Here is a 24,805-nt window from a genome sequence, read left to right as displayed (position 1 = left end):
CGTGAATATTCTGTATTTCGCATGGGTCCGAGAGCAAATCGGGCTGGACCAGGAACAGGTCGAACCGCCGGCAACGGTGGAAGATGTGCACGGTCTGATCGCTTGGCTTGCGGGACGCAGCGGCGGCTATGCCAGCGCGCTGGCTGATCCGGCGCGGCTGCGCGCGGCCATCGATCAGCGGTTCGTGCCGCTCGATGCACCAATCGCCGGCGCGACCGAAATCGCCATCTTCCCACCGGTCACGGGCGGATGAAGGATGTCCGGCTACAGGCAGCGCCGTTCGACGCCGGGGCCGAGCTTGCGCGATTGGACGCATTGGGTGGCGGCGGCGTAGCGAGCTTCACCGGCGTTGTGCGCGGTGACGGCGATCTCACCGAACTCTTTCTGGAGCATCATCCGACCATGACCATCCAGGTCATGGAAGAGCTGGCGGAGTGGGCGGTGGGTCGCTGGTAGCGGGGGGGGGCGACGGCGATCCACCGCTACGGCCCTTTGCGAGCTGGCGACGCGATCGTCTTCGTGGCGACGGCGGCCAAGCATCGGGGCGCCGCCCTAGAGGCCTGTGCTGCGTTGATCGATCGACTGAAGACCGAGGCGCCTTTCTGGAAGAGAGAGAGTTTCGGCGACGGGCGCGCGCTTTGGGTCGAGCCCCGGCTTGCGGACGATGCCGCGGCCGCGCGCTGGTTGCGGGAGCAGCGCTAAGCCTGTAGGGGGCATGCCTCATTTTTAGGCAGCACTCCCATGGCCAGGCTGAAACCCATTGCGATCGGCGATGTCGTCATCGAGACGCCAGTGATTCTGGCGCCGATGACCGGTGTCAGCGATCTGCCGTTCCGCCGCTTGGTGCGCTCCTACGGATCGGGATTGAACGTTACGGAGATGATCGCCAGTCAGGCAGCGATCCGCGAGACCCGGCAGTCGGTGCAAAAGGCATTGTGGGATCCAAGCGAGGATCCCGTCTCCATGCAGCTTGTTGGCTGCGAACCGGAGCAGATGGGGGAAGCGGCGAAGCTGGCGGAAGATCGTGGTGCCGCCATCGTCGATATCAATATGGGCTGCCCGGTCCGCAAGGTGGTTAATGGCGACGCCGGATCGGCATTGATGGCCAAGCCGCAACTGGCGGCGCAGTTGATCAAGGCAACAGTCAAGGCGGTGAAGGTGCCCGTCACGCTCAAGATGCGTATGGGCTGGGATCATCAGAGCCTTAACGCACCGGAACTCGCCCGTATTGCGGAGGATCTTGGCGTCAAGATGATCACGGTGCACGGCCGCACCCGCTGCCAGATGTACAAAGGGTCGGCGGATTGGGCGTTCATCCGTCGGGTCAAGGATGCCGTAGCGATACCGGTGATCGCCAATGGCGACATTTGCTCGATTGAAGATGCCGATCAGGCGCTCGAACAATCGGGCGCCGACGGCATCATGATCGGCCGGGGTGCCTATGGCCGGCCGTGGCTGCTGTCGCAGGTGATGCGCTGGCTGCAAATGGGGGAGCGGCGCGCAGATCCCCCTATGGACGAGCAATATCGGGCGATCGTCGCGCATTACCACGACATGCTCGAGCTCTACGGCCATGAGGTCGGGGTGAATATGGCGCGCAAGCATATCGGCTGGTACACCAAAGGCTTGCCCGGCTCGGCCGAGTTCCGCAACCTGGTCAACCAGCAGCCGGAGGCGTCGACCGTCCTGCGCATGCTGTCCGAATTTTACGCGCCATGGACTATACGAGCGGCCGCCTAGCCCGTTTGCGGGCGCGCGGTGACGCGCGCCCCGCACCGGCAGAGGCGCTACTGGCTGCTTTGCCGACGCCCATCATGGTGGTCGACGAAAGCGGCGTCATCCTCGATGCCAATGCCGCGGCGGAAACCCTGCTGAACCTGTCGCGCAGCGTGGTCATCGGCATGGCGATCGATGAGGCTACCGGTCATCATCTGCGGACGATGCCGACAGACACGCCGTTCGTGGCCTATGATCTGGACATTTCGCTGCCGGGCAACCGCCACCTGCGTGGCGATTTGTTGGCGGCGCCGCTGCCGGATTGGCCGGGCTGGCGGATCGTTGCCCTCCACGCCTATCCGACGGCGGTCCCCATCGCGCGACGTGCGGGCGGTAATCTGGCAGCGGCCGGTGCAGCGGCTCTGCTGGCCCACGAAATCAAGAATCCGCTGTCCGGCATACGGGGCGCTGCGCAGTTGCTTGATGCCAATGCCGATGCGGAATCACGTGCCCTGACCCGGCTGATCCGGGATGAGGTAGACCGCGTGACGGCCTTGCTGGACCGCATGGAAGGCTTCACCGACACCCGGCCGCTCAGCATCGGGCCGCAAAACATCCATGCCATCCTGGAGCATGCGCGTGCGGTGGCGGCGCAGGGCTTCGGCAACAACGTCCTCTTCAGAGAGGTTTATGATCCGTCATTGCCACCGGTGCTGGGGCACAAGGATTCGCTGATCCAGATCGTGATCAACCTTCTGAAGAATGCCGCCGAGGCCCTGGGTGAGAAGGGTGGCGTCGTCACGCTGACCACTGCCTATCGCCATGGCATGCGGATGGTCACCGACGGCGGCGACGGTCGGCGGCAATTGCCGATCGAGGTTTGCGTGATCGACGACGGACCAGGGGCACCGCCCGAAATCGCCGAACATCTGTTCGATCCGTTCGTCAGCTCCAAGCGTGACGGTCGCGGACTGGGCTTGGCGCTGGTCGAAAAGCTGGTCGCCGACCAGGGTGGCATCGTCGAATATGCACGGGAAGGCATACCCGAGCGCACTGTCTTTCGCCTGCTGCTGCAGCGCGCGCGGGGGAAATGAGCATGGGTGGGCGGGTCCTGGTCTGCGACGATGATGCGGCGATACGCACCGTCGTGCGCGAAGCGCTTCGCCGTGCCGGCCATCAGGTGGAAACTGCGTCAAGCGCCAGCGACCTACGGCGCGCCATTCGCAATTTCCGGCCGCAAGTGTTGCTGACCGACGTGATCCTGCCAGACGGTAACGGCCTGGACCTCGTACCGGAACTGCTCACGCAAAATCCGCACATGCCGATCATCGTGCTGTCGGCGCAGAACACCTTCACCACCGCGATGCGTGCGACCGAGCAGGGGGCGTTCGATTATCTGCCCAAGCCGTTCGACTTGGCGGAGCTGGTGCAGGCCGTCGATGACGCCTTGGCGCGGGGCGTGGCCACTGATGTCGAGGATGATGCGCGCGCGGGCGAGGATCTGCCCCTGATCGGCCGCTCCCCGCCGATGCAGGAAGTGTATCGCACCGTGGCCCGCGTCGTCTCGAATGACCTGACCGTGCTGGTGCTGGGGGAATCTGGCACGGGCAAGGAACTTGTCGCCCGCGCTATTCACGATTTCGGGCCACGCCGCACCGCGCCGTTCGTGGCCGTGAATATGGCCGCCATTCCGCGCGAATTGATCGAGAGCGAACTGTTCGGTCATGAGCGCGGTGCCTTTACCGGTGCGGCGCAACGCACGGCCGGGCGCTTCGAACAGGCGCAAGGCGGCACGCTGTTTCTGGACGAGATCGGCGACATGCCGATGGAGGCGCAGACGCGGCTTTTACGCGTGCTCCAATCGGGCGAATTTTCTCCTGTGGGCGGCGCTCGCGCGATCCGTGCCGACGTCCGGATCATTGCCGCGACCCATCAGGAATTGCCGCGGCTGATCGCGGACGGGCAGTTTCGGGAGGATCTTTATTATCGACTGAACGTGGTACCGGTCCGGTTGCCGCCGCTGCGCGAACGTGGGGGCGATGTCGGCGATCTTGCCCGTCATTTCCTGGACAGGGCCGCCGCCGTGGGCCTGCCGCGCAAGCAACTCGATCCCGGCGCGATCGCGCGCCTGGAGCAGCACAGCTGGCCCGGCAACGTCCGTGAGTTGGAAAATCTCATGCGCCGGCTCGCCGCGCTCACCCGCGACGCGGTGATCACCCCGGCGCTGATCGAGCAGCAATTGGGGATTCAATCGCCTCAGCCGCCGCTGCCGGCGCCGGAGGGTGCAGGCCTGGATGACCTGATCGAGCAACATCTGGCGCGGCATTTCGCCAGCTATGGCAGCGCGCTTCCCCCCGACGGCCTGTATGACCGTGTCCTCGCCGAGATCGAGCGCCCGCTGCTACGGCAAACCCTCGCCGCGGTCCGCGGGAATCAGCTTAAGGCGGCACGGCTGTTAGGGATAAATCGCAACACGTTACGGAAAAAGCTGACCGATCTCGGAGTCGGCCCCACGGTGCGACGAAGCGAGTAACGCCCGCGCGGCCGCATCTCGCCGCAGATGTGTTCCTACCGCCACATGTTTGTGGTAGCCCGGACACGATGAAGCCGTCCTTGCCCGGATCGCTATTGCCTGCGCCGCGTTGGCGGCGACGCCTTGCGTTGCTGATCAAGGTGCGGGGCGTATCCGTTTTGGGCGAGCCGCTGACGGTCGCCGCGATCGTTGCGATCGCCGCCTTGACCTATGTCACGCTGTCGAAAGGCTCGTCGGGAAATCCGCTGGACCCGCTGGTCGTTGCGGCATTGCTGGTCGGCAACCTGGTTCCGTGGATGGCGCTGCTGGTGCTGTTCGCGCGGCGGATCGCGCGCGGTCGCTCGGAGAAATCGCCGCTAGGCGGCCGTGGCGGCCTGCATGCGCGTTTGGTGGCGCTCTTCTCCGTCCTGGCGGCGGTGCCAACCTTGCTGGTCGTGATCTTTGCGTCACTGCTGTTTCAGTTCAACATGCAATTCTGGTTTTCGGATCGTGCGCGCGTCGTCCTGCAGAATGCGGATCGTGTCGCGCAGACCTATGTCAACGAGCATAAGAACGATCTCGCAGCCGCTAACGTGGCCATGGTCAATGATTATCTACACGCGCTAGCGACGGCATCTCCCGACGATCCGCGATGGAACTCGTTCTTTGCCAGCCAGATTTTCTACCGGACGTTGGACCAGGGAGCGCTTATCCAGGTCGGCGACGACGGGGTTGAACGGTTGGTTGCGCTCGCCAATCTCGACCAACGCCCGGTCGAGGAGCGGCTCCCGCCCGCGTTGATCCCGCAGCTGGCCGACGGCAAGCCGCATGTGCGCGTGCTGTCGGATCACATGGAATCAGTGATGCGGATGGACGCCGCATCCCGCACCTACCTTTGGATTCAGAGAAATGCCGCGCCGACGGTGCTGGCACAGGCCGGACGCGCCAATGCGGCGCTGGGCAGCTACAATGCGCTGGTCACGCAAGCGGCCAGGCTGCAGATCCGCTTCAACGTGGCGCTTTTCGTTGTGTCGCTCCTGATTGTGGGATTCGCGATCTGGGTTGCCTTGACCGTCGCCGACCGACTGGTGCGCCCCATTGGCGAGATGGTCGGAGCCGCCCGTCGCGTGGCCGGTGGCGATCTCGCGGCGCGCGTGCCGGCGCCCAACAAGTTCGATGAGGTTGGTCGTCTGGCGGCGGCGTTCAACCGCATGACCCGGCGGTTGCAGGAACAGACCGGCGCGCTCGAAAGCCGTCGCGCGCTGACGGAGGCGGTGCTGGCGGGCGTCTCGGCCGGTGTCATCTTCGTGGATCGTGATCGTGACGTCACCGTGATCAATCTGTCCGCACAGGCGCTGTTGCGGACTGGCGACACCAGCGCGATCGGGCGCCAGCTGGACGACCTCGCGCCGGAGCTGGCCAAGATGCTGGATTCCGGCGAGCGCCAATCCGTGGTCCAGCTGAACAGCGACGGTGACGTGCGGACGCTCGCCGTCACCGTGGTCGGGGCCGGCAATGGCCAGGTGCTGACCTTCGACGACATCACCCAACAGCTGGCGGATCAGCGCCATGCCGCCTGGTCGGACGTCGCACGACGGATCGCGCATGAGATCAAGAATCCGCTCACGCCGATCCAGCTGGCGGCCGAGCGGTTGCAGCGCCGTTATGGCAAGGAAGTGCAGAGCGATCCCGGCACGTTCGAGCGCCTGGTGTCCACGATCGTTCGTCAGGTCGGCGACATACGCCGCATGATCGACGAATTCTCGTCCTTCGCGCGCATGCCGAAACCCCATTTCCGTCGCGAAAACCTGCTCGATATGGCCCGACAGGCGCTGTTCCTGCACGAAGTGGCGCATCCTGCCATTCGCTTCAGCTTGGATGCACCGGATCAGGTGAAAGTGGTCTGCGATCGTCGGCAGATCGGCCAGGCGCTGACGAACATTGTGAAGAACGCATGCGAAGCGATCGAGGCAAGGGTGGGTGAGGGCCAGGGCGGGACGATTGCGATGGCCATCCGCGAGGATAATGGACGCCTCATTCTGGAGGTTGCCGATGATGGCGTTGGACTGCCGGCGGAGCGCGATCGGTTGACCGAGCCCTATGTCACCACCCGGGTGAAGGGCACCGGTCTCGGCCTAGCGATCGTAAGACGCATCGTCGAAGAGCATTTCGGCACGATCACCTTCGCCGATCGCCCGGGGGGCGGCACCGTCGTCCATCTCGATTTCGATTTGAACGCGCTTGATACGATTGCCGACGAAGAAAACCTTGAAGACCGAGTTCCTGAGCTCGCCGACATGAGGAGCCTGTAAGAACATGCCGCTCGATATTCTGGTTGTGGACGACGAGGCCGACATTCGCGAGCTTGTGTCGGGTGTGCTCGAAGATGAGGGCTATCGTCCGCGCAGCGCGAGCGATGCCGACAGCACGTTGGCTGCGCTTGCCGAACGACGACCGAGCCTCGTGCTGCTGGACGTCTGGCTGCAGGGATCGCGCCTGGATGGTCTTCAGCTGCTGGGTGAGATCAAGCGCCGCGACCCGACCTTGCCGGTGATCGTCTTCTCAGGACACGGCAATATCGACACGGCGGTGGCGGCGGTGCGCCAGGGTGCGGTCGATTTTATAGAAAAGCCGTTCGAAAGCGCGCGGCTGCTTCATCTGGTCGCGCGCGCGACAGAGGCGGATCAATTGCGGCGTGAAAACGCCACATTGCGCGCGCAGATTGGTCAGGAAGACGAGCTGACGGGGACGTCGCAGGCGATCAACCATGTCCGCGCGACGCTGAAGCGGGTTGCGGGCACGGGCAGCCGAGTGCTGATCGTGGGGCCTGCCGGCGCCGGCAAGGAGGTCGCAGCGCGGCTGCTGCATAATTGGTCCCCACGCCAACGCGCGCCGTTCATCGTCGTATCGGCAGCGCGCATGACGCCCGATCGCGTCGAGGAAGAATTGTTCGGCGTGGAGGAGGGGGGCGAGCTGATCCGGTCGGGCATGCTCGAGCAGGCGCATGGGGGCACCCTGTTCCTGGACGAAATCGCCGATATGCCGATGTCTGCGCAAGCAAAGATATTGCGCGTCCTGACCGATCAGAGCTTCTCGCGGGTCGGCGGAACCCGGACGGTCAAGGTCGATGTGCGCGTGGTATCTGCCAGCGCGCGCGACCTCACCGCCGAGATCAGCGCCGGTCGTTTCCGTGAAGATCTCTATTACCGGTTGAACGTAGTACCCGTGGTCCTGCCGCCGCTGGAGCAGCGCCGCGAGGATGTGCCGATGCTGGCGCTGCACTTTGCGGCCCGCTACGCTGCCGAGCGGCGCGTACCAACCCCCGAGCTGAGCGCCGAAGCTGCTGCCGCGCTGCAGGCTTATGATTGGCCGGGGAATGTGCGACAGCTACGCAACGTGATCGAGCGTACCATCATCCTGGCGCCGGGCGATCGGATCGGGCGGATCGATGCCGACATGTTGCCACCGGAATTGCTGTCGGGGCAGGCGGAGATCGTCCCCGGCAATGCGGGCCGATCCATCATGGGGACGCCTTTGCGCGAAGCACGCGAGACGTTTGAACGCGAATATCTGCGGGTTCAGATACGGCGCTTCTCGGGGAATATCAGCCGCACCGCCACGTTTATCGGGATGGAAAGGTCGGCGCTTCACCGCAAGCTCAAGAGCCTTGGTCTCGCCGATCCTCGGGGGGAGGAGGAATAACCCTCATCAGATCTGGACGATAGAAAGACGATCGACCGATAGGGCCGTGGCACATCCAATCATGCCAGGGCCTGCAATGTCCCACATCCTGTTGCTGGGATATGATGTTCATCAATGGGGGGGCGGTTGGCGGGGCCGATCCAGCATGCCGCCTTGTGCTGCGACGCAACAAGGCCTATTTTCAATCGCCCGCATCGTGCGGGCGCACACGACGCCGTGAACGGCGCCAGTGCGGGCCATGACCCGCCAACATGAAAGAAGGCCAGTCAATATGGCAGACAAGGTCAACAATCTTCAGGACATTTTCCTGAACACGCTGCGCAAGTCCAAAACACCGGTGACCATGTTCCTGGTGAAGGGCGTGAAGCTCCAGGGGATCATCACCTGGTTCGACAATTTCTCGGTATTGCTCCGCCGCGATGGCCAGAGCCAGCTGATCTACAAACACGCAATTTCGACGGTCATGCCGGCGCATCCGCTCGACCTGGCAGAGGCGGATAAGGCGTTCGAGGACAGGAAATCCCCGTTGTTGCAGGAGATATTCCTGGCGGCGGTGCGGAAGTCGGGCGAGCCCGTCACCATGTTCCTGGTAAACGGTGTGATGCTGCAGGGCGAGATCGCCGCATATGACCTGTTCTGCATGATGCTCCGCCGCGATGGCATGAGCCAGCTCGTCTACAAGCATGCCATTTCGACCGTGCAGCCGCTCCGTCCGCTCAACCTGATGAACGGCGAGGAAGGCGAAGAAGAAGAAGAGGAATGAGCGAGGGGTGAAAGCCCCGCAGTTCATACCTATTTCGTTATTATGACGGGATTTGGCAGGGAAGAGGCGGACGAAGTCCGTCATGGTGCACGCGCAATCATCGCGCTGCCGGAGATTAACAGCGGCTTGCGCGACACGGCGGCTCGTCTTGACGAAGCCGCCGGCCTTGCTGCCGCCATCGGCCTGGAGGTTGTCGACCGTCTCTCGTTCCGGGTGCGCCAACCGAAGCCGGCCACCTTGTTCGGCTCCGGTCAGGTCGAGCAGATCGCTATTGCCGCGCGCATGCACGATGCCGAGCTGATCGTGGTGGATGCAGCCCTGACGCCCGTGCAGCAGCAAAATCTGGAAAAAGCGTGTGAGGCCAAGGTCATCGATCGCACCGGCTTGATCCTGGAAATCTTTGGTGAGCGTGCCGCAACCGCCGAAGGTCGCCTCCAGGTTGAACTCGCGCATCTGGACTATCAGGCGGGCCGTCTGGTTCGGTCATGGACGCACCTTGAACGCCAGCGCGGCGGCTTCGGCTTCCTCGGCGGCCCCGGCGAAACCCAGATCGAGGCGGACCGTCGCCTCATCCGTGATCGCATGGCCAAGATCCGGCGCGAGCTGGAACAGGTGCGCAAGACGCGTGGCCTGCACCGGGCGCGGCGCGAGCGTGCGCCATGGCCGGTGGTGGCGCTGGTCGGCTACACCAATGCCGGCAAATCCACGCTGTTCAATCGCCTGACCGGCGCCGACGTAATGGCGGAAAATCTGCTGTTCGCGACGCTGGATCCAACGATGCGGCAGGTGAGCCTGCCGGGCATAGACAAGGTGATCCTGTCGGATACGGTCGGGTTCGTGTCGGACCTGCCGACACAATTGGTGGCGGCGTTCAGGGCAACGCTGGAGGAGGTGACGGCAGCGGATTTGATCCTCCACGTCCGCGACATCGCCCATCCCGATACGGACGCCCAGCGGGCGGATGTACTCGCCGTTCTCACGGAGATTGGCGTTGGTCCGGAGACGGGCGAGGGTGCCCCGATTATCGAGATCTGGAACAAGCTGGATGCGCTTGACACGGAGGCGCATGATCGGGTTCTGGCAGACGCGGCGCGCGCAGAGGATGTTATCCCAGTCTCCGCCCTAACCGGCGAGGGCGTCGAGGATTTGCGTCGTCAGGTCGCCGAGAGGCTGTTGGCGGGTGCGCTCGTTCACAATATCGTGCTTCCCGCGGCGGATGGCGGCGCCATTGCATGGCTGCATCAGCATGGCGAGGTGATCGATCAGGCGCTCGAGGGTGAGACGCTGACGCTCGACGTGCGCTTGTCCCCCGACGAGTGGAGCCGCTTCCAGGCTCGCGCCTGAGTTTCGGTCACAATTATGTCACACCGGCTGCCTAGCGCCATAGCTCTGTAGTCGGGACTCCCTTTACGTCGAGCGAATCTGCCCCTCTGTTCCCGCCGCTATTTGGTCCGGGCCTTGTCTGGACCTGCTGGCAGGGCGTCGATGGCGTGGTTCTGGATGACGCCCCTCCGCCGGACGAGGTCACGTTCCGCTGGCTACATCTGGATCTGTGGGATCAGCGCAGCGCGCGGTGGATTGCGGATCAGTCGAAGCTGCCGCCCAGCGTCCAGGCTTTGTTCCTGTCGCCGGATGATCAGCCGCGGGTGATCGGCCAGCAGGGCGCGCTTGGGCTTGTCCTGCCCGATTTTGAACGGGAATTTGATCGGGAGGAAACCGAACGGATTGGCGCCCTGCGTCTTGCTGTCCGACCAGGGCTGATGGTCACGGGCCGTTATCATCCGCTTCATACGCCGGATATCTTTCGCCATCGTGCCGCACAAGCTGAGATGCTGGACGCACCGGCTGCGCTGGAACTGATCCTCAACAGCCTGTCGGAAACACTGACGCTTCGTACTGCATCGGTGTCGTCCGCGTTGCTGGGATTGGAGGACAAGCTGCTCGCCGATCAGGATCCGCCGGATACCCGCTCGCTCGTCGCGCTTCGGCGGCTGACGGCGCGGCTCGCACGGATGTCGGGCGGGATGCACACGACCATGGTTCGTGCGATCGACGATCCTGCGGTCGCGCCGCTCTACCGCGATGTGCTGGGGCGTATGGAGCGCCGCTTGCAGCCGATCGAACGCGATGTGGCCGCAACGCAGTCGCAGCTTCGGCTCCTGCGCGAGGAGCTGGATCTACAGGCGGGGCAGCGGACAAACGAGAACGTCTACCTGCTCTCGATCATCACTGCCTTGATCATGCCCGCGACGCTCGTAACTGGCTTCTTCGGCATGAACACCGGCGGCATGCCTTTGGAGCATGGCGGAGCAGGGACCATGCTTGCGACGATCCTGGCGATCGGCTCGTCGCTTGCGACGTGGTGGCTACTGCGGACGATGGGCCTGATTCGGCGCTAATGCAGCAGTCGGTTGCGTGAGGCGATGAAGCGGCTCAGCCCGTCTCTCTCTTCGCCGCCTGCCAATGCTGTTCCATTTGATCGAGTGTAAGGCCGGGTAAGCCCACACCGGCATGCTGTTCCATCGTGCGGAAGCGGCGCTCGAATTTGGATGTGGCCTGGTGGAGCGCAGCTTCCGGTTCGATGCCCAGCTTGCGCGCCCAGTTGACCACCGCGAACAACAGATCACCCAGCTCGTCGGTGCGCTCCTCCGGCGTGCGCGCCGCCTCCACCTCCGCCAATTCCTCAAGCACTTTGGCACGGGCGCCTGCGGCATCGTCCCAGTCAAAGCCGACCACCGCCGCCCGCCGGGAAATAAGGTCGGCTCGCGACAATGCGGGAAGATCTGGCGCTACCGGGTCGAGTGCACTCACCGGGCGAGCGAGGCAGCCGCCCGTGCGCGCTCTTCGATGCTGGCAGGAACGGGGTCGCCAGCCGGCACCAGCCAGCTGCCGCCCACGCACAGCACCGCGTCGACCGCCAGCCAATCGGGTGCGGTGTCGACGGTGATGCCGCCCGTCGGGCAGAATCGGCATTGATAAAAGGGCGCCGCAAGCGCCTTCAACGCCTTGATCCCGCCGGACGTCTCGGCCGGGAAGAATTTGAAATGATCCAGCCCAAGGTCCAGGCCGCGCATGATATCGGCGGCGGTGGCGATACCCGGCAGGAAGGGGATACCACGCTCGATCGCCGCTTCGGCCAGCGGCGTGGTCAGTCCTGGGCTGACGATGAACTTGGCGCCGGCGTCGATTGCCGCGTCAAGCTGCTTCTCGTTCAGAACCGTGCCCGCGCCAACGAACGATCCTTCGCATTTCGACATTTCACGGATCACGTCGAGCGCGGCCGGGGTGCGCATGGTGACTTCCAGGACGGGGAGACCGCCATTCACCAGCGCCTGCGCGATCGGCAGGCCGTGCGCGGTATCATGAACCACCAGCACCGGGATGACCGGGGCCATCTGCATCACTTCATCGATCTTCACGCGTCGATTTCCTTATCTTCGATATTCTTGTCGAGGGAGATCCCGTCGCCCAACAGACCTTCGCCCAGATCCCCGCACATCGCGGCCAGCATGGCCGAACCGCCCTGCTCGGCGGGGCTCGCACCATGCCGCATGAAGGCGAACAACTCGCGTCCGGTGCCGATATGGGGTTTGGGACTTACAGCCTGATCGCGTGCCATCCAGTCGGCGGCGGAGACCAGCGCGTTCAATGTACCATCGTCGGCGGAGAGGCGAACCACGTCGCCATCCCGCAATTTGCCGATCGGGCCACCCCCCAGCGCTTCGGGCGACAAGTGGATGGCCGCCGGTACCTTGCCGCTCGCGCCGGACATGCGGCCGTCGGTGACAAGCGCAACCTTGAAACCCTTGTCCTGCAGCGAGCCGAGCGCGGGGGTCAGCTTGTGCAGTTCGGGCATGCCATTTGCGCGCGGACCTTGGAAGCGGACCACGACGACGACGTCACGATGAAGCTCGCCACGCTTGTAGGCCGCAAGCACATCGTCCTGGTCGTGGAAGATACGGGCGGGAGCTTCGATCGTCCATCGGATCGGATCGACGGCGCTCGTTTTGAAGGTCGCGCGGCCGAGATTGCCCTGGACCAGCCGCATGCCGCCATCCGGCTGGAACGGCGCCGAGGCCGGGCGCAACATGGTTTCGTCGCGTGATTCACGCACCGGCGTCCAGCGCAGATCGTCACCGTCCAAGACAGGCTCGAAGGCATAGCCGCGGATGCCGTCACCCCAGATCGTCAGGATGTCGTCGTGCAGCAAGCCGGCCTCAAGCAGGGTCGCGATAACGAAGGAGATGCCGCCGGCCGCATGGAAATGGTTCACGTCGCCCGAGCCGTTAGGATAGACGCGGGCAACCAGCGGGACGGCCGCCGACAGGGCATCCAGATCTTCCCAGTCGAAGATGACGCCAGCGGCACGCGCTATGGCGGGCAGGTGAATGGCATGGTTGGTGGACCCGCCAGTGGCCAGCAGCCCTACCGCTGCGTTGATGATCGCCTTCTCGTCGACACAGCGTCCCAAAGGGCGATAATCGTTGCCGTCCCAGCCGATTGCGGCCAGCCGGTGCACCGCCGCCCGCGTCAGTTCCTGCCGCAATTTGGTGCCGGGATTGACGAAGGCCGCGCCGGGGACATGGAGGCCCATGACTTCCATCATCATCTGATTGGAATTCGCGGTACCGTAGAAGGTGCAGGTCCCGGCGGAATGGTAAGAGGCGCTTTCGCTTTCCAGCAGCTGCGCGTCGTCCGCCTTGCCTTCCGCATAGAGCTGCCGGACGCGCTGCTTTTCCTTGTTGGACAGGCCGGAGGGCATGGGCCCTCCCGGGATGAGGATGGTCGGCAGGTGGCCGAACCGCAGCGCGCCAATCAGCAATCCCGGCACGATCTTGTCGCAGATGCCGAGCAAGGCGGCACCCTCGAACATGCCGTGCGACAGGCCGACGGCCGTGGACAGCGCGATGACGTCACGGCTGAAAAGCGAAAGCTCCATGCCGGGTTGGCCTTGGGTCACGCCATCGCACATGGCAGGCACGCCTCCCGCGACTTGCGCCGTCACGCCAATTTCCCGCGCGAATATCTTCATCTGGTCGGGATAGCGGCCATAGGGCTGATGCGCCGACAGCATGTCGTTATAGCTTGTGACGATGCCGATGTTCATCGCGCGGCGTGCGATGATGGCGCTCTTGTCCTCGCCCGCGGCGGCGAAACCATGGGCGAAGTTGCCGCAGGAAAGCCGCGGACGATCAACGCCATGCTCCCGCTCGCGCTCAATGAGCGTGAGATAAGCGCGGCGCGAGGCCGCGGATCGCGCGATCACCCGGTCGGTGACGGCGGCTATTCGACTGTCGAGCGCCATGCGCGTCAAATCGCGGGGTCACGCACTTTTTGCAACGCCAAAGCGCCTTTCTACGACGAAAGATTTCGAGGGGGCGGTGAGGTGAAGTCACTCGCTTCACCGCAGAATTGCTTTCTCGACGGGCTTCTACGATGAAACTCGCGGAGCCCATTTCATTTAGCGAGATTCCCGGATCATCTGGAAATTGGCATGCGTCTTCCGCTCACCCTCCTCACTCTCGCTGCCTGCGTAACAATTCCGGCCGCTGCGCAGGAGGTAGGCCCGGCGCTCGATCCTGGCTCGATGACCGGCTGGGCTGGTGGTGCGGCGGCGCAACACAGCCTGCGACATGGCGGCACGCGCCGCGCCGCGCCAATGAGTGCCAAGGAAGCAAGCGCACGCGCGAAATGCGCGCGCCGCTATACCGTCGCTTCCAACCTCGGTATGCAGCATCCGACAACCCGGCGTCTGTTCAGGCTATGCCGGGCGGCCGGCTATTATTAAATCCAGCGGCGGCCGACTTGCGCGTGCGGCGGTAACCTGCTCCCTTCGCTGCATGAAGCCGATCCTTGCGCCGCTTGCCTTTGTTCTTGTCGCCGCTGCACCTCCACCAGAACCCGATCGTTCGATCGCGCAGACCGAGGCGGCGCTTGCGGCCGGGCAGACGACGTCGGCGGCGTTGGTGCGGCATTATCTGCGCCGGATCGCGCAGATCGACCGGGCCGGCCCGCGCCTCAATGCGATACTTGCGGTCAATCCGCGCGCGCTGGCGGATGCGGCACGGTCGGATGCGTTGCGCAAGGCTGGACGGCCTCGCGGCCCGCTGGAAGGCGTTCCGATCCTGATTAAGGACAATATCGACAGCCTCGATCCGCTGCCGACGACGGCAGGATCGCAAGCTCTTGCCAATAACATAACCCATCGCGACGCGCCGTTGGTCGCGCGTCTGCGCGCAGCGGGCGCCATCATCCTGGGCAAGACCAACCTGTCGGAATGGGCGAACATGCGGTCTCCTCACTCCACCAGCGGATGGAGCGGCATCGGCGGCCTAACCCGCAATCCCTATGTGCTGGATCGCTCTGCCTGCGGTTCGTCGTCCGGTACGGGCGCCGCGATTGCGGCTGGACTGGCCGTGGCGGGGATCGGAACCGAGACCGATGGCTCGATCACATGCCCCGCTTCCGTGACTGCGTTGGTGGGATTGAAGCCGACGGTCGGCCTCGTCTCGCGCACACACGTCATCCCCATATCGCACAGCCAGGATACGGCTGGACCGATGACGACCAGCGTGGCCGACGCAGCCATGTTGCTGACCATCCTGGCTGGCTCCGATCCCGCCGATCCTGCGGCCCTACAGGCGGATGCCCACCGGCAGGATTACCGGGCCGCCCTGAAGCCGGGCGCGTTACGCGGCGCAAGGATCGGAGTGTTGCGATTCGCCGTGGGCGACGAGCCGGGAACAGCGGCCCTGTTCGAACGGGCGCTGGATGATCTGCGTGCGGCCGGAGCCATTCTGGTGGATGTCAAAGAGCCCGCCAGTCAGGACAAGATGGGGCAATATGAGCACACGATCCTGATCACGGAGCTGAAGCAGGACCTGAATGCCTATCTCGCCTCAACCCCGCCAACGGTTGCGACGCGGGACATGGCGGGTTTGATCGCCTTTAATCGCGCCCATTCCCGTGCCGAACTCCCCTGGTTCGGGCAGGAATATTTCGAGCAGGCGGAGGCTTCCAGGGGATATAGCGATGCCGGCTATCGCAAAGCGGTGGTCGAAGCGCGTCGGCTTGCCGGCGCTGACGGGATCGACGACATGCTGGCGGACGATCGTCTGGACGCCCTGGTTGCGCCCACCGGAGGGCCTGCCTGGCGCAGCGATCTTGTGACGGGAGATCATTTCGTCGGCGGTGGCGCCGGCAGTTATGCCGCGGTCGCCGGCTATCCGCACCTCACGGTGCCGATGGGGCAGGTGCATGGCCTACCGGTAGGATTGTCTTTCCTGGGCGCGAAATGGTCGGAAGCGAGGCTCATCGCGCTCGGCTATTCCTACGAGCAACTGACCCATCAGCGGCGCTTGCCGCTATTCCTGGCCGGTCCGGAGCAACGGCCATGACGGTGGCGGCGGCGCCGTGCCCATGCCGTGTGCGGCGCATAGCCGCAGGAAAAAATGCGAGCGGTCTTAATGGCCTAACTTAAATCGGGGAGACACGAACGGGTCGCAGCTAGGGAGCATCCTGAAAGAATATACGCACAGGAAGAGCCGTTCTGATCGACCCCTACCTACCCCCGTCGCTGCTCCGCAGATGGGAGCGACGGTGCCACCTCTCAGATCAAGACCGAAATGCATTCCAAGCTCTGCCGTTCACGCGCAGATGCTATGGAAAAGACGCGTACATCGTCGAGGAAGGGCAGCGCGCGACCTATTGTTCCCTGCTGCTGAGCGGCTTCGCCTATCGCCAAAAGCTGGTCCATGATGGCGGCCGCCAGATCATGGCCATCCATATTCCGGGCGAGTTTATCGATCTGGAAAATTGCAGCTTGGCAGTGGCCGACCACAATGTGCAGAGCCTGGTCGGATGCGAGGTGGCTCAAGTCCCCGTGGCCGCGCTGCGCGACCTGGCCCAAGCGCATCCTACTATCGCTGCGGCGATGCGGCTCGACATGCAGATCAATGCCTCAATTTCGCGCGAATGGGTGGTGAACGTCGGCCGGCGTGATGCGCGCACCCGCATCGCCCACCTGTTGTGCGAGCTGGCGCTGCGGCTGGAAGCGTCAGGCAACGCCACGGGCGGCATCTACCAATTCCCGCTCACGCAGGATCAGGTGGCGGACGCGACCGGCCTGACACCGGTCCACACCAATCGCACGCTGCAATCCCTGCGCCGCGATGGGCTGATCAGCCTCTCATCCGGCGCGCTGCAGGTGCTGAACTGGGAACGTCTGCGTCAGGCCGGCGATTTCAATGAGCGCTATCTGCATCACGCGGTCTGAGCGGTACTACCTGGGATAGTCGCGCCACAGCCACTCCAACGCGGCCGGCAGCGTCTGGGCGATCACGTTCCCATCGACGTGGACGGCGTCTTTGGCGATCACATAATGATAATCATAGCCGCGCGCCTTCAACGCTGCGGCCATCCGATCGTTCGCCATCGGCCAGTTACGGAAGGTCTCAGCGGGATCCTGCCAATGCAGATCCTTCTCGCCGACCGCCATCCAGATGCGGATCGGCTTGCGCGGATTGTCCGGGATCAGGCGGGCATGATAATCCCACGCTCCGTGCGGGGTCGCCGGGTCGACCGGCGACGCCTGGTTCACGAAGGTTCCTGAATAAGACAGGACCTTGCGATACCATTCAGGATGGAACCAGGCCATGCTGAACGCGGCCGCTGCGCCGGAACTTCCGCCCATCGCGGCCCGGCCATTCGGATCCTTGGTGAAGGTGATGCCATAGAGCCGTGCCGCGCGCGGCAGCACCTCTTGCTCGACAAATTCAGCGTAGCGGCCGGACAGGGTGTCATATTCCAGCCCGCGTTCGGAGCCTTGGGCATCGCCGCCGCCCGACTGGATCATCACCGCTACCATCATCGGCACGCGTTTCTGGGCAATGAGGCTGTCGAGCGCAGCCGCCATCCGCGCCGCATAGTCGCGTCCGTCCTGCACCACGATGAAAGGCACTTCACGACCCTTGCGATATCCGGCCGGGATGTAAACGAAGACATCACGTCGGTAAGGACCGGCCTCCGATTGCTCAGCGGCTGGGGCGGCGATGCGGTTGCCCCACGCGTCCCGCCGGCGGGTGATGTCGTTATCGAGTTGGCGGATGCCTGGAAAGATGCCGCTCTCTGCGGACGTCATGATGAAGCTTTGCAGGCGACCATGCGGGATATCCGGACGCGCGACCATCTCCGGCGCGTCTTGATAGGGCGGACCGATATGCTCTTCGGCCGGCGTGACGGCGCCAACCGCGCCTGTCGCAAGAAATGCTATCAGCATCAGCCCTTGTCGCACAACCGATCCTCTCTCGTGCCGATCCATGAGGAACGCGGTCAGCGCGTGCGGCGCATTACCAGCGATCCCGTGGATCTTTCGTAGCGAGGAAGTGGCGCATCAGGATATAGCCGATCGCTGCGGCCGGGATCGCGGCCAAAGCAGCAAGCACATTCAGCAAATGCATCCCACGGCCGCTCCCTCGGCCAATGCGCATGACCTGGTTCAGGCGCCGGCGAGCCCAGCCTGATCGAATGCCGACGCCGTGACAATGGCCAAGCTGGCGCGGGCAGGGCGGGCGAGATCCGCACGGGTGAGCGGATCAGGCCGTCAATCGTCGTCCCGTGCGGCAGGTTGCTCAGCCGGCGCTTCGCCTTGGTTAACCGGCGATCTTCCCAACAGATTGCGAACGATACCGTAGCCGAGCAGCGCGCAGATGATCACGATAACGATGTCGGTTGGCCTCACGCGGACCCTCCACCTTCCGCCCTCCGAAATCGCTGAAGCAGCAGCTTCGTTCGGGATCGAACTCCTGCCCACAGCGCGACTGCGCCGACAATGATCAGCTTGTAGAATGCGAGGCCGGATTGGAGCAGCATTGTGAGGATGTTGCTAAGAAGCCCCGTCTTTGCTGCAAGCGCCGCCGCTCCGCCCGCCACCAGCGCGCTGATCCCATATTCGGCCATTTTCGGGCTGGACGTTTGCGGCTGATAATGTTTGCCGGGCAGATAGCTGAAGCCCGACATGGCGCTCCGGAACTGGGACAGGTCCCCTCTGAAATGGACGGGATCGGAGACTAGGATCGCCTTCATCGCCCCGTCGCGACCCAGCAGGCGGCTGGTGTAATTGACAATCTCGGCACCGCTATCCGTGTGCATCACCGTGCCCCACTCCAGATTCTGGGTGTCCGCGCGATAGTGCGGCTTGATCAGCCAACGATCGGTGTGGAGCCCACCCTCACCGACGACCTTGCGGTCTTCATTGTCGCCGCCCTCATTGGCCTTGATCTGCCGATACATCGCCTCCGCGTCGACCGCGCCCGTATCAGGAATATAGCCGGCAGGGTCGAAGGTCAGGATCGCGAACCAGCCCGGGCCTTCCGCGGCGATCGTATAATTATCCGCGTTGGGCTGATTGCCATTGAGCGCCAGGAACAGGTTCGTACCGTTCGGATCCAGATAGCGCAGGCCCTTGGCAATCCGGATCTGGGCCTGGTCGCCAAGCGTAACGGTGGCAGGCCCATGCACCCACGAAAGTGCGTCGATCTTCGCATGTGTAACGGCAAGCGGCGGCGGCCTGTCAGGCGCGTGCGCTTGCAGGCCCGACAAGCTTAGCGAGAAAGCGACCAGCATCGCCCAACGCGTCAGCGTCATATCTAATTACCCCCGATGCGGAGTAATATATCGCCGTTTCGGATATTTTGGAACTAAAATAAGATTCCGATTCAGCGCTGATCGGACTCGCCGAATCTAACTTATGCCGCGCTCTCGTCGCGTCGGGGCGTGCGGAGAAGGCGTGAGGACCAACTGGCAATTCGCCATCGGCGATATGGGCCTCATCGAACCGGGGCCGGTCGGACCGAAAACGAGCGTCATGCGGGGGGATCTGCCGGACCGTCGGCACGGCGCCGAAACAGCCCAGTCAACTTCGAACGGAAAGCAGCGCCAAGTGCGACCACGCCGACCAGCAACGGCTTGATGAAAGCCAGCAGGAGCTTGAGGAGCCCCGCGAACAGGCCGGTCTTGGCGGCGGCTGCCGCGGCGCCACCGGCGACCAGCGCACCCAAGCCATACTCCGCCAGCTTGTCACCCGATTGGTGCGCTTCATACCGTTTATCGGGGAGATAGCCGAACCCCGCCAATGCTACCCGATATTGCGACAGATCGGCTGGGAAGGCCTTGGGATCGGACACGAGGATGGCCTTCATCACCCCCTCGCGGCCGAGAATCCGGCTGGTATAATTGATGATCTGCTCACCGCTGTCGGTGTGCATGACCGTGCCCCACTCCAGGTTGTGCGACGCAGCTTCGTAATGGGGCGGGGAAAGCCAGCGATCGACATAGAGACCACTTTCGCCGATCGCCTTGCGCTGCTCGTTACTGGGGCCTTCGTCGGCCTTGATCTGCTTGAACAGCGCGTCGGGATCGACCTTGTCCTTGTCACTGACATAGCCCATCGGCTGGAATTCGAGGATCGAGAACCAGCTGATCGACTCCGGCGCGATCGTATAATCATTATCGTCGGGAGGGTTACCGTTCAGCGTCAGAAACTTCTTCGTGTCGCCGGGACTGAGATAGCGCAGGCCCTTGGGAAGGCGGATCGTGGCCTGGTCGCCAATCGGTACGGTAGCGGGGCCATGCACCCAATGCAGCGCATTGACCTGCCGCAGCATCTCTTCGGCCGATGACGGCGCGGCGGTTGGCGTTTGCGCACCGGCAACGGACGTGAAGAAAGCGGCCAACACGGCCACGGACGCCATTTTCATGAAAGTCCCCCTGTGGTCATCAGACTGCCATCGCTTCCTGGGCAGCGCAAACCAGAAAGAGGACGTTCTCTCCGGTGGCTATCCCACAGCCGAGCGCAGCCCGCGATCCAGCAGGCGCGTCAGCCGCGCGGAGAAGGCCCGCGGATCGGCCGGAAGCTCGCCGTCGGCAATGCGTGCCTCGTCGAACAGCAGGTGGGCCGCATCCTCGCGCAGGGCCGCATCGCCATCGCCCGCCTCGGCCAGCTTCGTGATCAGCGTGTGGCGCGGGTTGATCTCCAGCACCGGCTTCGCGCCCGCATCGAGACGGCCTGCGCCCGCCAACAGCTTTGCCAGCTGGCGATCCATGCCATGATCCGGCGCCACCAGGCAGACTGCGCTTTCGGTCAACCGTTCGGATGTGCGTACGTCCGACACCGCATCACCGAGCGTTTCCTTCACGAAGGCCACGAAGCCATTGACCGCGTCGGATGCGACCGGCGCGGGCTCCTCGCCTTCGAGCAGGGGCACCAGGCTGAGATCCGATAGGCCCTGTGTGACTGACTTGAACGGTTTGCCGTCATAATCCACCCCGCCGGTGACCCAGAAGCTGTCGACTTGATCGGTCAGCAGCAGCACCTCGATGCCACGCGCGCGGAAGCCTTCGAGCTGGGGTGAGGAAGCGAGGCGATCCAGGTCGGGGCCGGTCGCATAATAAATAGCGGTCTGGTTGTCCCTGAGCGACGCAATATAATCCTTGAGCGAGCGCCAATCCCCAGCTGACGTCGTGGTCTTGAAGCGGGCGAGGCCAAGGAGCGCCTCCCGGCGCGTGAAATCCTCGTACAACCCCTCCTTGAGGACCGCGCCGAAATTATCCCAGATCTTTAGGTAGCGATCGGTATCGCTGGACGATAGTTTGTCGAGCTCGGAAAGGATGCGGTTCGCCACACCCTTCTGAATGGCGGCGAGGACCGGACTTTCCTGGATCATCTCGCGCGATACGTTGAGCGGCAGGTCATTCGAATCCACCAGCCCACGCACGAACCGCAGATAGCGTGGCAGGATCTGCGCCTCGTCAGTGATGAAGACGCGGCGGACGTAAAGCTTCATCCGGCCGGCGCGGTCAGGATCGAACAGATCGAAGGGGCGCGTTTCCGGCACGAACGCAAGCACGGTATATTCGTGCAGGCCTTCGGCACGATAATGGAGCGTGAGGGCTGGATCATCGAACTGCCCGGCTACGCCGCGATAGAAGTCCTTATATTCCTCCGCTGTCACGTCCGCCTTGGGCTTCGTCCACAAGGCGGCGCCGTCGGCAATCTGCGTCGGGTCGGCGTCGGGCGTCTCCTTCAGGAAGATCGGCACCGGCACATGGCCGGATTGGGCCTTGATCGTGCGCTCGATCATGGAAGGCTGCGTGTAGGCGCTCGCCTCTTCCTTGAGGTGCAGCCGGACGCGCGTACCGCGAATGGGCGCCTCGTCCAGATCGGCGGGGGCGATCGTATAGGTGCCGAGCCCATCGGACGACCATGTCGCGGCTGTATCTGCGCCGGCCCGGCGCGACGTCACGTCCACTTTGTCGGCAACCATGAACGCCGAATAGAAGCCCACGCCGAACTGCCCGATGAGCTGGCTGCCCTCGGCGTCCTTCGCGCCCGCGATCCTCTCCATAAACGCCTTGGTGCCCGATCGCGCGATGGTACCCAGCGCTTCCGCCATTTCGGTATCGCTCATGCCGATGCCGTTATCCTCGATCATCAGCTGGCGGTTGTCGGCATCAAGGGTGACGGTAATCCGCGGCTGAGCATCTTCGCCCAGCAATGCCGGATTGCTCAGCCCCTCATATCGCAGCTTCTCGCAGGCATCGGCGGCGTTGGAGATCAGCTCGCGGAGGAAGACGTCCTTGTCCGAATAGACCGAATGCACCATCAGGTGCAGCAGTTTCGCGACATCGGCCTCGAAGGAGCGCGTTTGCGGGGCGGTTTCGATGGTCATGGCAGGATCAGGGTCTCCGCGATTAATCTCCGCGCAGATGGACGCGGGACCGGCGGCTTTCAAGTTCGTCCCTAGCCCGCGAGGTTTTCCGCCATTTCCGCAAGTTCCAACCAGCGCAGTTCGGCCGCGTCGCGATCCGCGCGTGCCTTTTCAATCGCCTTCATCAACGTGTCGAAGCGCTTGGGATCACAGGCATAAAGATCGGGATCGGCCAAAGCGGCTTCGTCCTTCGCGATCGCTGCTTCGTAGCGTTCGATCTGCTGCGGCAATAGCTCCAGATCGCGCTGATCCTTATAGCTCAGCTTGGCGCGTGGCTTGGGAGGAGCGGGCGCGGCCGTCGCCGGCTTGGCCGCCGTCGCGCCGCCACGAAGCTCCGGTCGGGGGCCGCGTTGCTTGACCCAATCCGCATAGCCGCCGGCGACGATGTCGACATGGCCCGATCCGTCCAATCCTAACGTGACGGTAACGGTCCGATCCAGAAAGTCCCGGTCGTGGCTGACGATCAGCACCGTTCCGTCATAGTCGGAAATGACCTCCTGCAGCAGATCGAGCGTCTCTAGATCGAGATCGTTGGTGGGCTCGTCGAGAACCAGCAGATTGGAGGGCCGCGCAAATTCGCGCGCGAGCAACAAGCGGGAGCGCTCGCCGCCCGACAAGGTGCCGACCCGTGCATCCACCATATTAGGATCGAACAAGAACTCCTTGAGATAGCCGGCAATATGCTTGCGGACACCAAGGACCTCAATCCAGTCGCCGCCATCGGCAAGAATGTCGCGCACCCGCTTGTCAGGCTCCATCAGCTTGCGCTGCTGATCGATAATCACTCCGTCCAATGTCTTGGCCAGCTTCACCGTCCCTTCGTCGGGCTCCAACTCGCCGGTCAGCAATTTCAGCAGCGTCGTCTTGCCCGCGCCATTGGATCCGACGACGCCGATCCGGTCGCCGCGTGTGATCCGGAAGCTGAAATCGCGGATGATCGTCCGGTCGCCGAAGCGCTTGGTGACATGATCCGCATCGATCACAACCTTCGTGCGCGTATCGTTGCTGGCGGTGACGAGCTTGGCTGCGCCTTGGGGCGCGATCATGGATGCGCGCTGCGCCCGCATCTCCATCAGCTTGGCCTTGCGGCCTTCGTTGCGCGCCCGTCGCGCAGTGACACCGCGCAGCAGCCAATGCTCCTCGATCTTGAGCTTGGCTTCCAGCCGCTGCGCATTGCGCGCCTCTTCCTCATAGACCTGCTCGGTCCACGCCTCGAACCCGCCGAAGCCGATCTCGGCGCGGCGCATTGATCCACGATCCAGCCACAGCGTGCTGCGCGTCAGCCGGGTGAGAAATGTGCGATCGTGGCTGATGACGACGAAGGCGCCCCGGAAGCGGCTCAGCCACTCCTCCAGCCAATCGATCGCGGCGAGATCCAGATGATTGGTAGGCTCGTCCAGGAACAGGACGTCCGGGTCCTGCGCCAGCGCCCTGGCGATGGCGGCCCGCCGGCGCTCGCCGCCGGACGCCGTGGCCGCTTCTCGACTGAGATCGATGCCCAGCTGATCGGCGATCGCCTCGACTTCATAGGGCTGGGGCGCATCTGCCCCGTGCAAGGCCCAGTCCCGCAACGTCGGATGGCCCGCGACCTGAGGGTCCTGCTCGAGCAGGACGACCTTCGTGCCCGGCACGATGGTGCGTCTGCCTTCGTCGGGATCGATCGCACCGGCCAGAAGGCGGAGCAGGGTGGTCTTGCCGGCGCCGTTGCGGCCGATCAGCGCCAACCGATCGCGCGGCTGCAGATGCAGGTCGATATGGCGGAACAGCCAACCCGCACCTTGAACGAGGCCGAGATCTTCATATGCGAGGACAGGTGCTGCCATGGACCGAATCTGAGGAGGAGGCGCGCGATCGGAACGATCTGCGCGCTCGTGACATTCACTGCCTATTCAAGCGATGGCGCCCATGCAACATTCCATGCTGATGAAGATCGTTATCGCGGCAAGTATTGCCGGCATCGCATTCCTACCGGCCGAGGGCACGCGACGAGTCCGCGATCAGGATCAGGCCTTTGCCGCACGTAAGGCCGGTCAAATCCTGCCGCTGCATGAGATCGAGAGCCGCATCGTCCCGCGCATGGCAGGCTGCGATTATCTGGGGCCCGATTTTGACCCCAGTTCAGGTGTTTACCGGCTTAAGTTCATGCGAGGTCGATCAGTCATCTACGTTGACGTAGATGGCCATAACGGACAGATCGTCGGTCGCTCCGGCGATTGAGCGGCGCAAATTCCCGACTTATTCGTTACGGAGCGGTTATGTCGCTGACCGTGACCGTCCATGGAGAATCGAATGCGCGTGCTGATTGTTGAGGACGAGCCCAATCTGGGGCGCCAGCTGCGGGCGACC

22 protein-coding genes and 1 pseudogene are annotated in these 24,805 nt (G+C 63.6%); 14 read left to right on the top strand and 9 right to left on the bottom strand.

Annotation, left to right across the window (positions count from 1 at the left end):
* Position 1: 1 nt before the first annotated feature.
* From moaD to ACOJSI_RS17220, 10 genes and pseudogenes are all read left to right on the top strand, one after another.
* Positions 2 to 253, top strand: a complete 252-nt coding sequence (gene moaD / locus ACOJSI_RS17265; protein WP_420139546.1) for a molybdopterin converting factor subunit 1 — start codon at positions 2 to 4, stop codon at positions 251 to 253.
* Positions 250 to 702: pseudogene (locus ACOJSI_RS17260) on the top strand (molybdenum cofactor biosynthesis protein MoaE). Before moaD ends, ACOJSI_RS17260 begins: the two are co-directional and overlap by 4 nt.
* 39 nt (positions 703 to 741) lie before the next feature.
* Positions 742 to 1,740, top strand: a complete 999-nt coding sequence (dusB, locus tag ACOJSI_RS17255; RefSeq protein ID WP_420139545.1) for a tRNA dihydrouridine synthase DusB — start codon at positions 742 to 744, stop codon at positions 1,738 to 1,740.
* Entirely contained in the window at positions 1,716 to 2,810 is a 1,095-nt protein-coding gene (locus ACOJSI_RS17250) for a two-component system sensor histidine kinase NtrB (protein ID WP_420139544.1), read from the top strand. Before dusB ends, ACOJSI_RS17250 begins: the two co-directional genes overlap by 25 nt.
* On the top strand, positions 2,807 to 4,249 hold the full coding sequence (gene ntrC, locus ACOJSI_RS17245; protein WP_420139543.1) for a nitrogen regulation protein NR(I): 1,443 nt from the start codon (positions 2,807 to 2,809) through the stop codon (positions 4,247 to 4,249). Before ACOJSI_RS17250 ends, ntrC begins: the two co-directional genes overlap by 4 nt.
* A 68-nt stretch (positions 4,250 to 4,317) precedes the next feature.
* A complete protein-coding gene (locus ACOJSI_RS17240) occupies positions 4,318 to 6,540 on the top strand; it encodes an ATP-binding protein (RefSeq protein ID WP_420139542.1) in 2,223 nt (740 codons plus the stop codon).
* Between the two features lie 4 nt (positions 6,541 to 6,544).
* Positions 6,545 to 7,930 carry a sigma-54-dependent transcriptional regulator gene (locus ACOJSI_RS17235; RefSeq protein WP_420139541.1) on the top strand — a complete coding sequence of 462 codons (1,386 nt, stop codon included), beginning with the start codon at positions 6,545 to 6,547 and terminating at the stop codon, positions 7,928 to 7,930.
* Positions 7,931 to 8,168: 238 nt separating this feature from the next.
* Entirely contained in the window at positions 8,169 to 8,693 is a 525-nt protein-coding gene (gene hfq / locus ACOJSI_RS17230) for an RNA chaperone Hfq (RefSeq protein ID WP_420139540.1), read from the top strand.
* Positions 8,694 to 8,735: 42 nt separating this feature from the next.
* Entirely contained in the window at positions 8,736 to 10,037 is a 1,302-nt protein-coding gene (hflX, locus tag ACOJSI_RS17225; RefSeq protein ID WP_420139539.1) for a GTPase HflX, read from the top strand.
* A gap of 146 nt (positions 10,038 to 10,183) precedes the next feature.
* Positions 10,184 to 11,092 (top strand): CorA family divalent cation transporter, encoded by a 909-nt coding sequence (locus ACOJSI_RS17220; protein WP_420139538.1) that lies wholly within the window; start codon positions 10,184 to 10,186, stop codon positions 11,090 to 11,092.
* Between the two features lie 34 nt (positions 11,093 to 11,126).
* Here the strand turns inward: ACOJSI_RS17220 and ACOJSI_RS17215 are convergent, their stop codons facing one another.
* Genes ACOJSI_RS17215 through edd form a run of 3 tightly spaced genes read right to left on the bottom strand, consistent with a single transcriptional unit; the run spans position 11,127 to position 13,998 of the window.
* Entirely contained in the window at positions 11,127 to 11,504 is a 378-nt protein-coding gene (locus ACOJSI_RS17215; protein ID WP_420139537.1) for a MazG nucleotide pyrophosphohydrolase domain-containing protein, read from the bottom strand.
* The gene (eda, locus tag ACOJSI_RS17210; RefSeq protein ID WP_420139569.1) at positions 11,501 to 12,094 is read right to left on the bottom strand and encodes a bifunctional 4-hydroxy-2-oxoglutarate aldolase/2-dehydro-3-deoxy-phosphogluconate aldolase; all 594 of its coding nucleotides are present in this window, start codon (positions 12,092 to 12,094) and stop codon (positions 11,501 to 11,503) included. Before eda ends, ACOJSI_RS17215 begins: the two co-directional genes overlap by 4 nt.
* Positions 12,095 to 12,108: 14 nt before the next feature.
* A complete protein-coding gene (gene edd, locus ACOJSI_RS17205) occupies positions 12,109 to 13,998 on the bottom strand; it encodes a phosphogluconate dehydratase (RefSeq protein ID WP_420139536.1) in 1,890 nt (629 codons plus the stop codon).
* Positions 13,999 to 14,187: 189 nt separating this feature from the next.
* Here edd and ACOJSI_RS17200 point away from each other — a divergent pair, with 189 nt between their 5' ends.
* From ACOJSI_RS17200 to ACOJSI_RS17190, 3 genes are all read left to right on the top strand, one after another.
* Positions 14,188 to 14,481, top strand: a complete 294-nt coding sequence (locus ACOJSI_RS17200) for a hypothetical protein (protein ID WP_420139535.1) — start codon at positions 14,188 to 14,190, stop codon at positions 14,479 to 14,481.
* Positions 14,482 to 14,533: 52 nt separating this feature from the next.
* Positions 14,534 to 16,090 (top strand): amidase, encoded by a 1,557-nt coding sequence (locus ACOJSI_RS17195; RefSeq protein ID WP_420139534.1) that lies wholly within the window; start codon positions 14,534 to 14,536, stop codon positions 16,088 to 16,090.
* 131 nt (positions 16,091 to 16,221) lie between these two features.
* A complete protein-coding gene (locus ACOJSI_RS17190) occupies positions 16,222 to 16,968 on the top strand; it encodes a Crp/Fnr family transcriptional regulator (protein WP_420139568.1) in 747 nt (248 codons plus the stop codon).
* 6 nt (positions 16,969 to 16,974) lie between these two features.
* Here the strand turns inward: ACOJSI_RS17190 and ACOJSI_RS17185 are convergent, their stop codons facing one another.
* The 6 genes from ACOJSI_RS17185 to ACOJSI_RS17160 form a co-directional block, all read right to left on the bottom strand.
* Positions 16,975 to 17,970, bottom strand: coding sequence for an alpha/beta hydrolase (locus ACOJSI_RS17185; RefSeq protein WP_420139533.1), 996 nt, complete (start codon positions 17,968 to 17,970; stop codon positions 16,975 to 16,977).
* 324 nt (positions 17,971 to 18,294) lie between these two features.
* Entirely contained in the window at positions 18,295 to 18,432 is a 138-nt protein-coding gene (locus tag ACOJSI_RS17180) for a hypothetical protein (RefSeq protein WP_420139532.1), read from the bottom strand.
* The gene (locus ACOJSI_RS17175) at positions 18,429 to 19,337 is read right to left on the bottom strand and encodes a DUF2167 domain-containing protein (protein ID WP_420139531.1); all 909 of its coding nucleotides are present in this window, start codon (positions 19,335 to 19,337) and stop codon (positions 18,429 to 18,431) included. Before ACOJSI_RS17175 ends, ACOJSI_RS17180 begins: the two co-directional genes overlap by 4 nt.
* Before the next feature lie 218 nt (positions 19,338 to 19,555).
* On the bottom strand, positions 19,556 to 20,449 hold the full coding sequence (locus ACOJSI_RS17170) for a DUF2167 domain-containing protein (protein ID WP_420139530.1): 894 nt from the start codon (positions 20,447 to 20,449) through the stop codon (positions 19,556 to 19,558).
* Between the two features lie 78 nt (positions 20,450 to 20,527).
* Complete coding sequence (htpG, locus tag ACOJSI_RS17165; protein WP_420139529.1) at positions 20,528 to 22,420, bottom strand: molecular chaperone HtpG; 1,893 nt, start codon at positions 22,418 to 22,420, stop codon at positions 20,528 to 20,530.
* A gap of 71 nt (positions 22,421 to 22,491) precedes the next feature.
* Positions 22,492 to 24,282, bottom strand: coding sequence for an ABC-F family ATP-binding cassette domain-containing protein (locus tag ACOJSI_RS17160; protein WP_420139528.1), 1,791 nt, complete (start codon positions 24,280 to 24,282; stop codon positions 22,492 to 22,494).
* A 94-nt stretch (positions 24,283 to 24,376) separates the two neighbouring features.
* Here ACOJSI_RS17160 and ACOJSI_RS17155 point away from each other — a divergent pair, with 94 nt between their 5' ends.
* Positions 24,377 to 24,676: a hypothetical protein gene (locus ACOJSI_RS17155; RefSeq protein WP_420139527.1), complete on the top strand. Its 300-nt coding sequence runs from the start codon at positions 24,377 to 24,379 to the stop codon at positions 24,674 to 24,676.
* The last annotated feature ends 129 nt before the right edge of the window (positions 24,677 to 24,805 follow it).

The organism is Sphingomonas sp., assembly GCF_048595155.1.
GTDB lineage: Bacteria > Pseudomonadota > Alphaproteobacteria > Sphingomonadales > Sphingomonadaceae > Sphingomonas_I.
This window is presented reverse-complemented; position numbering and strand designations above follow the sequence as displayed.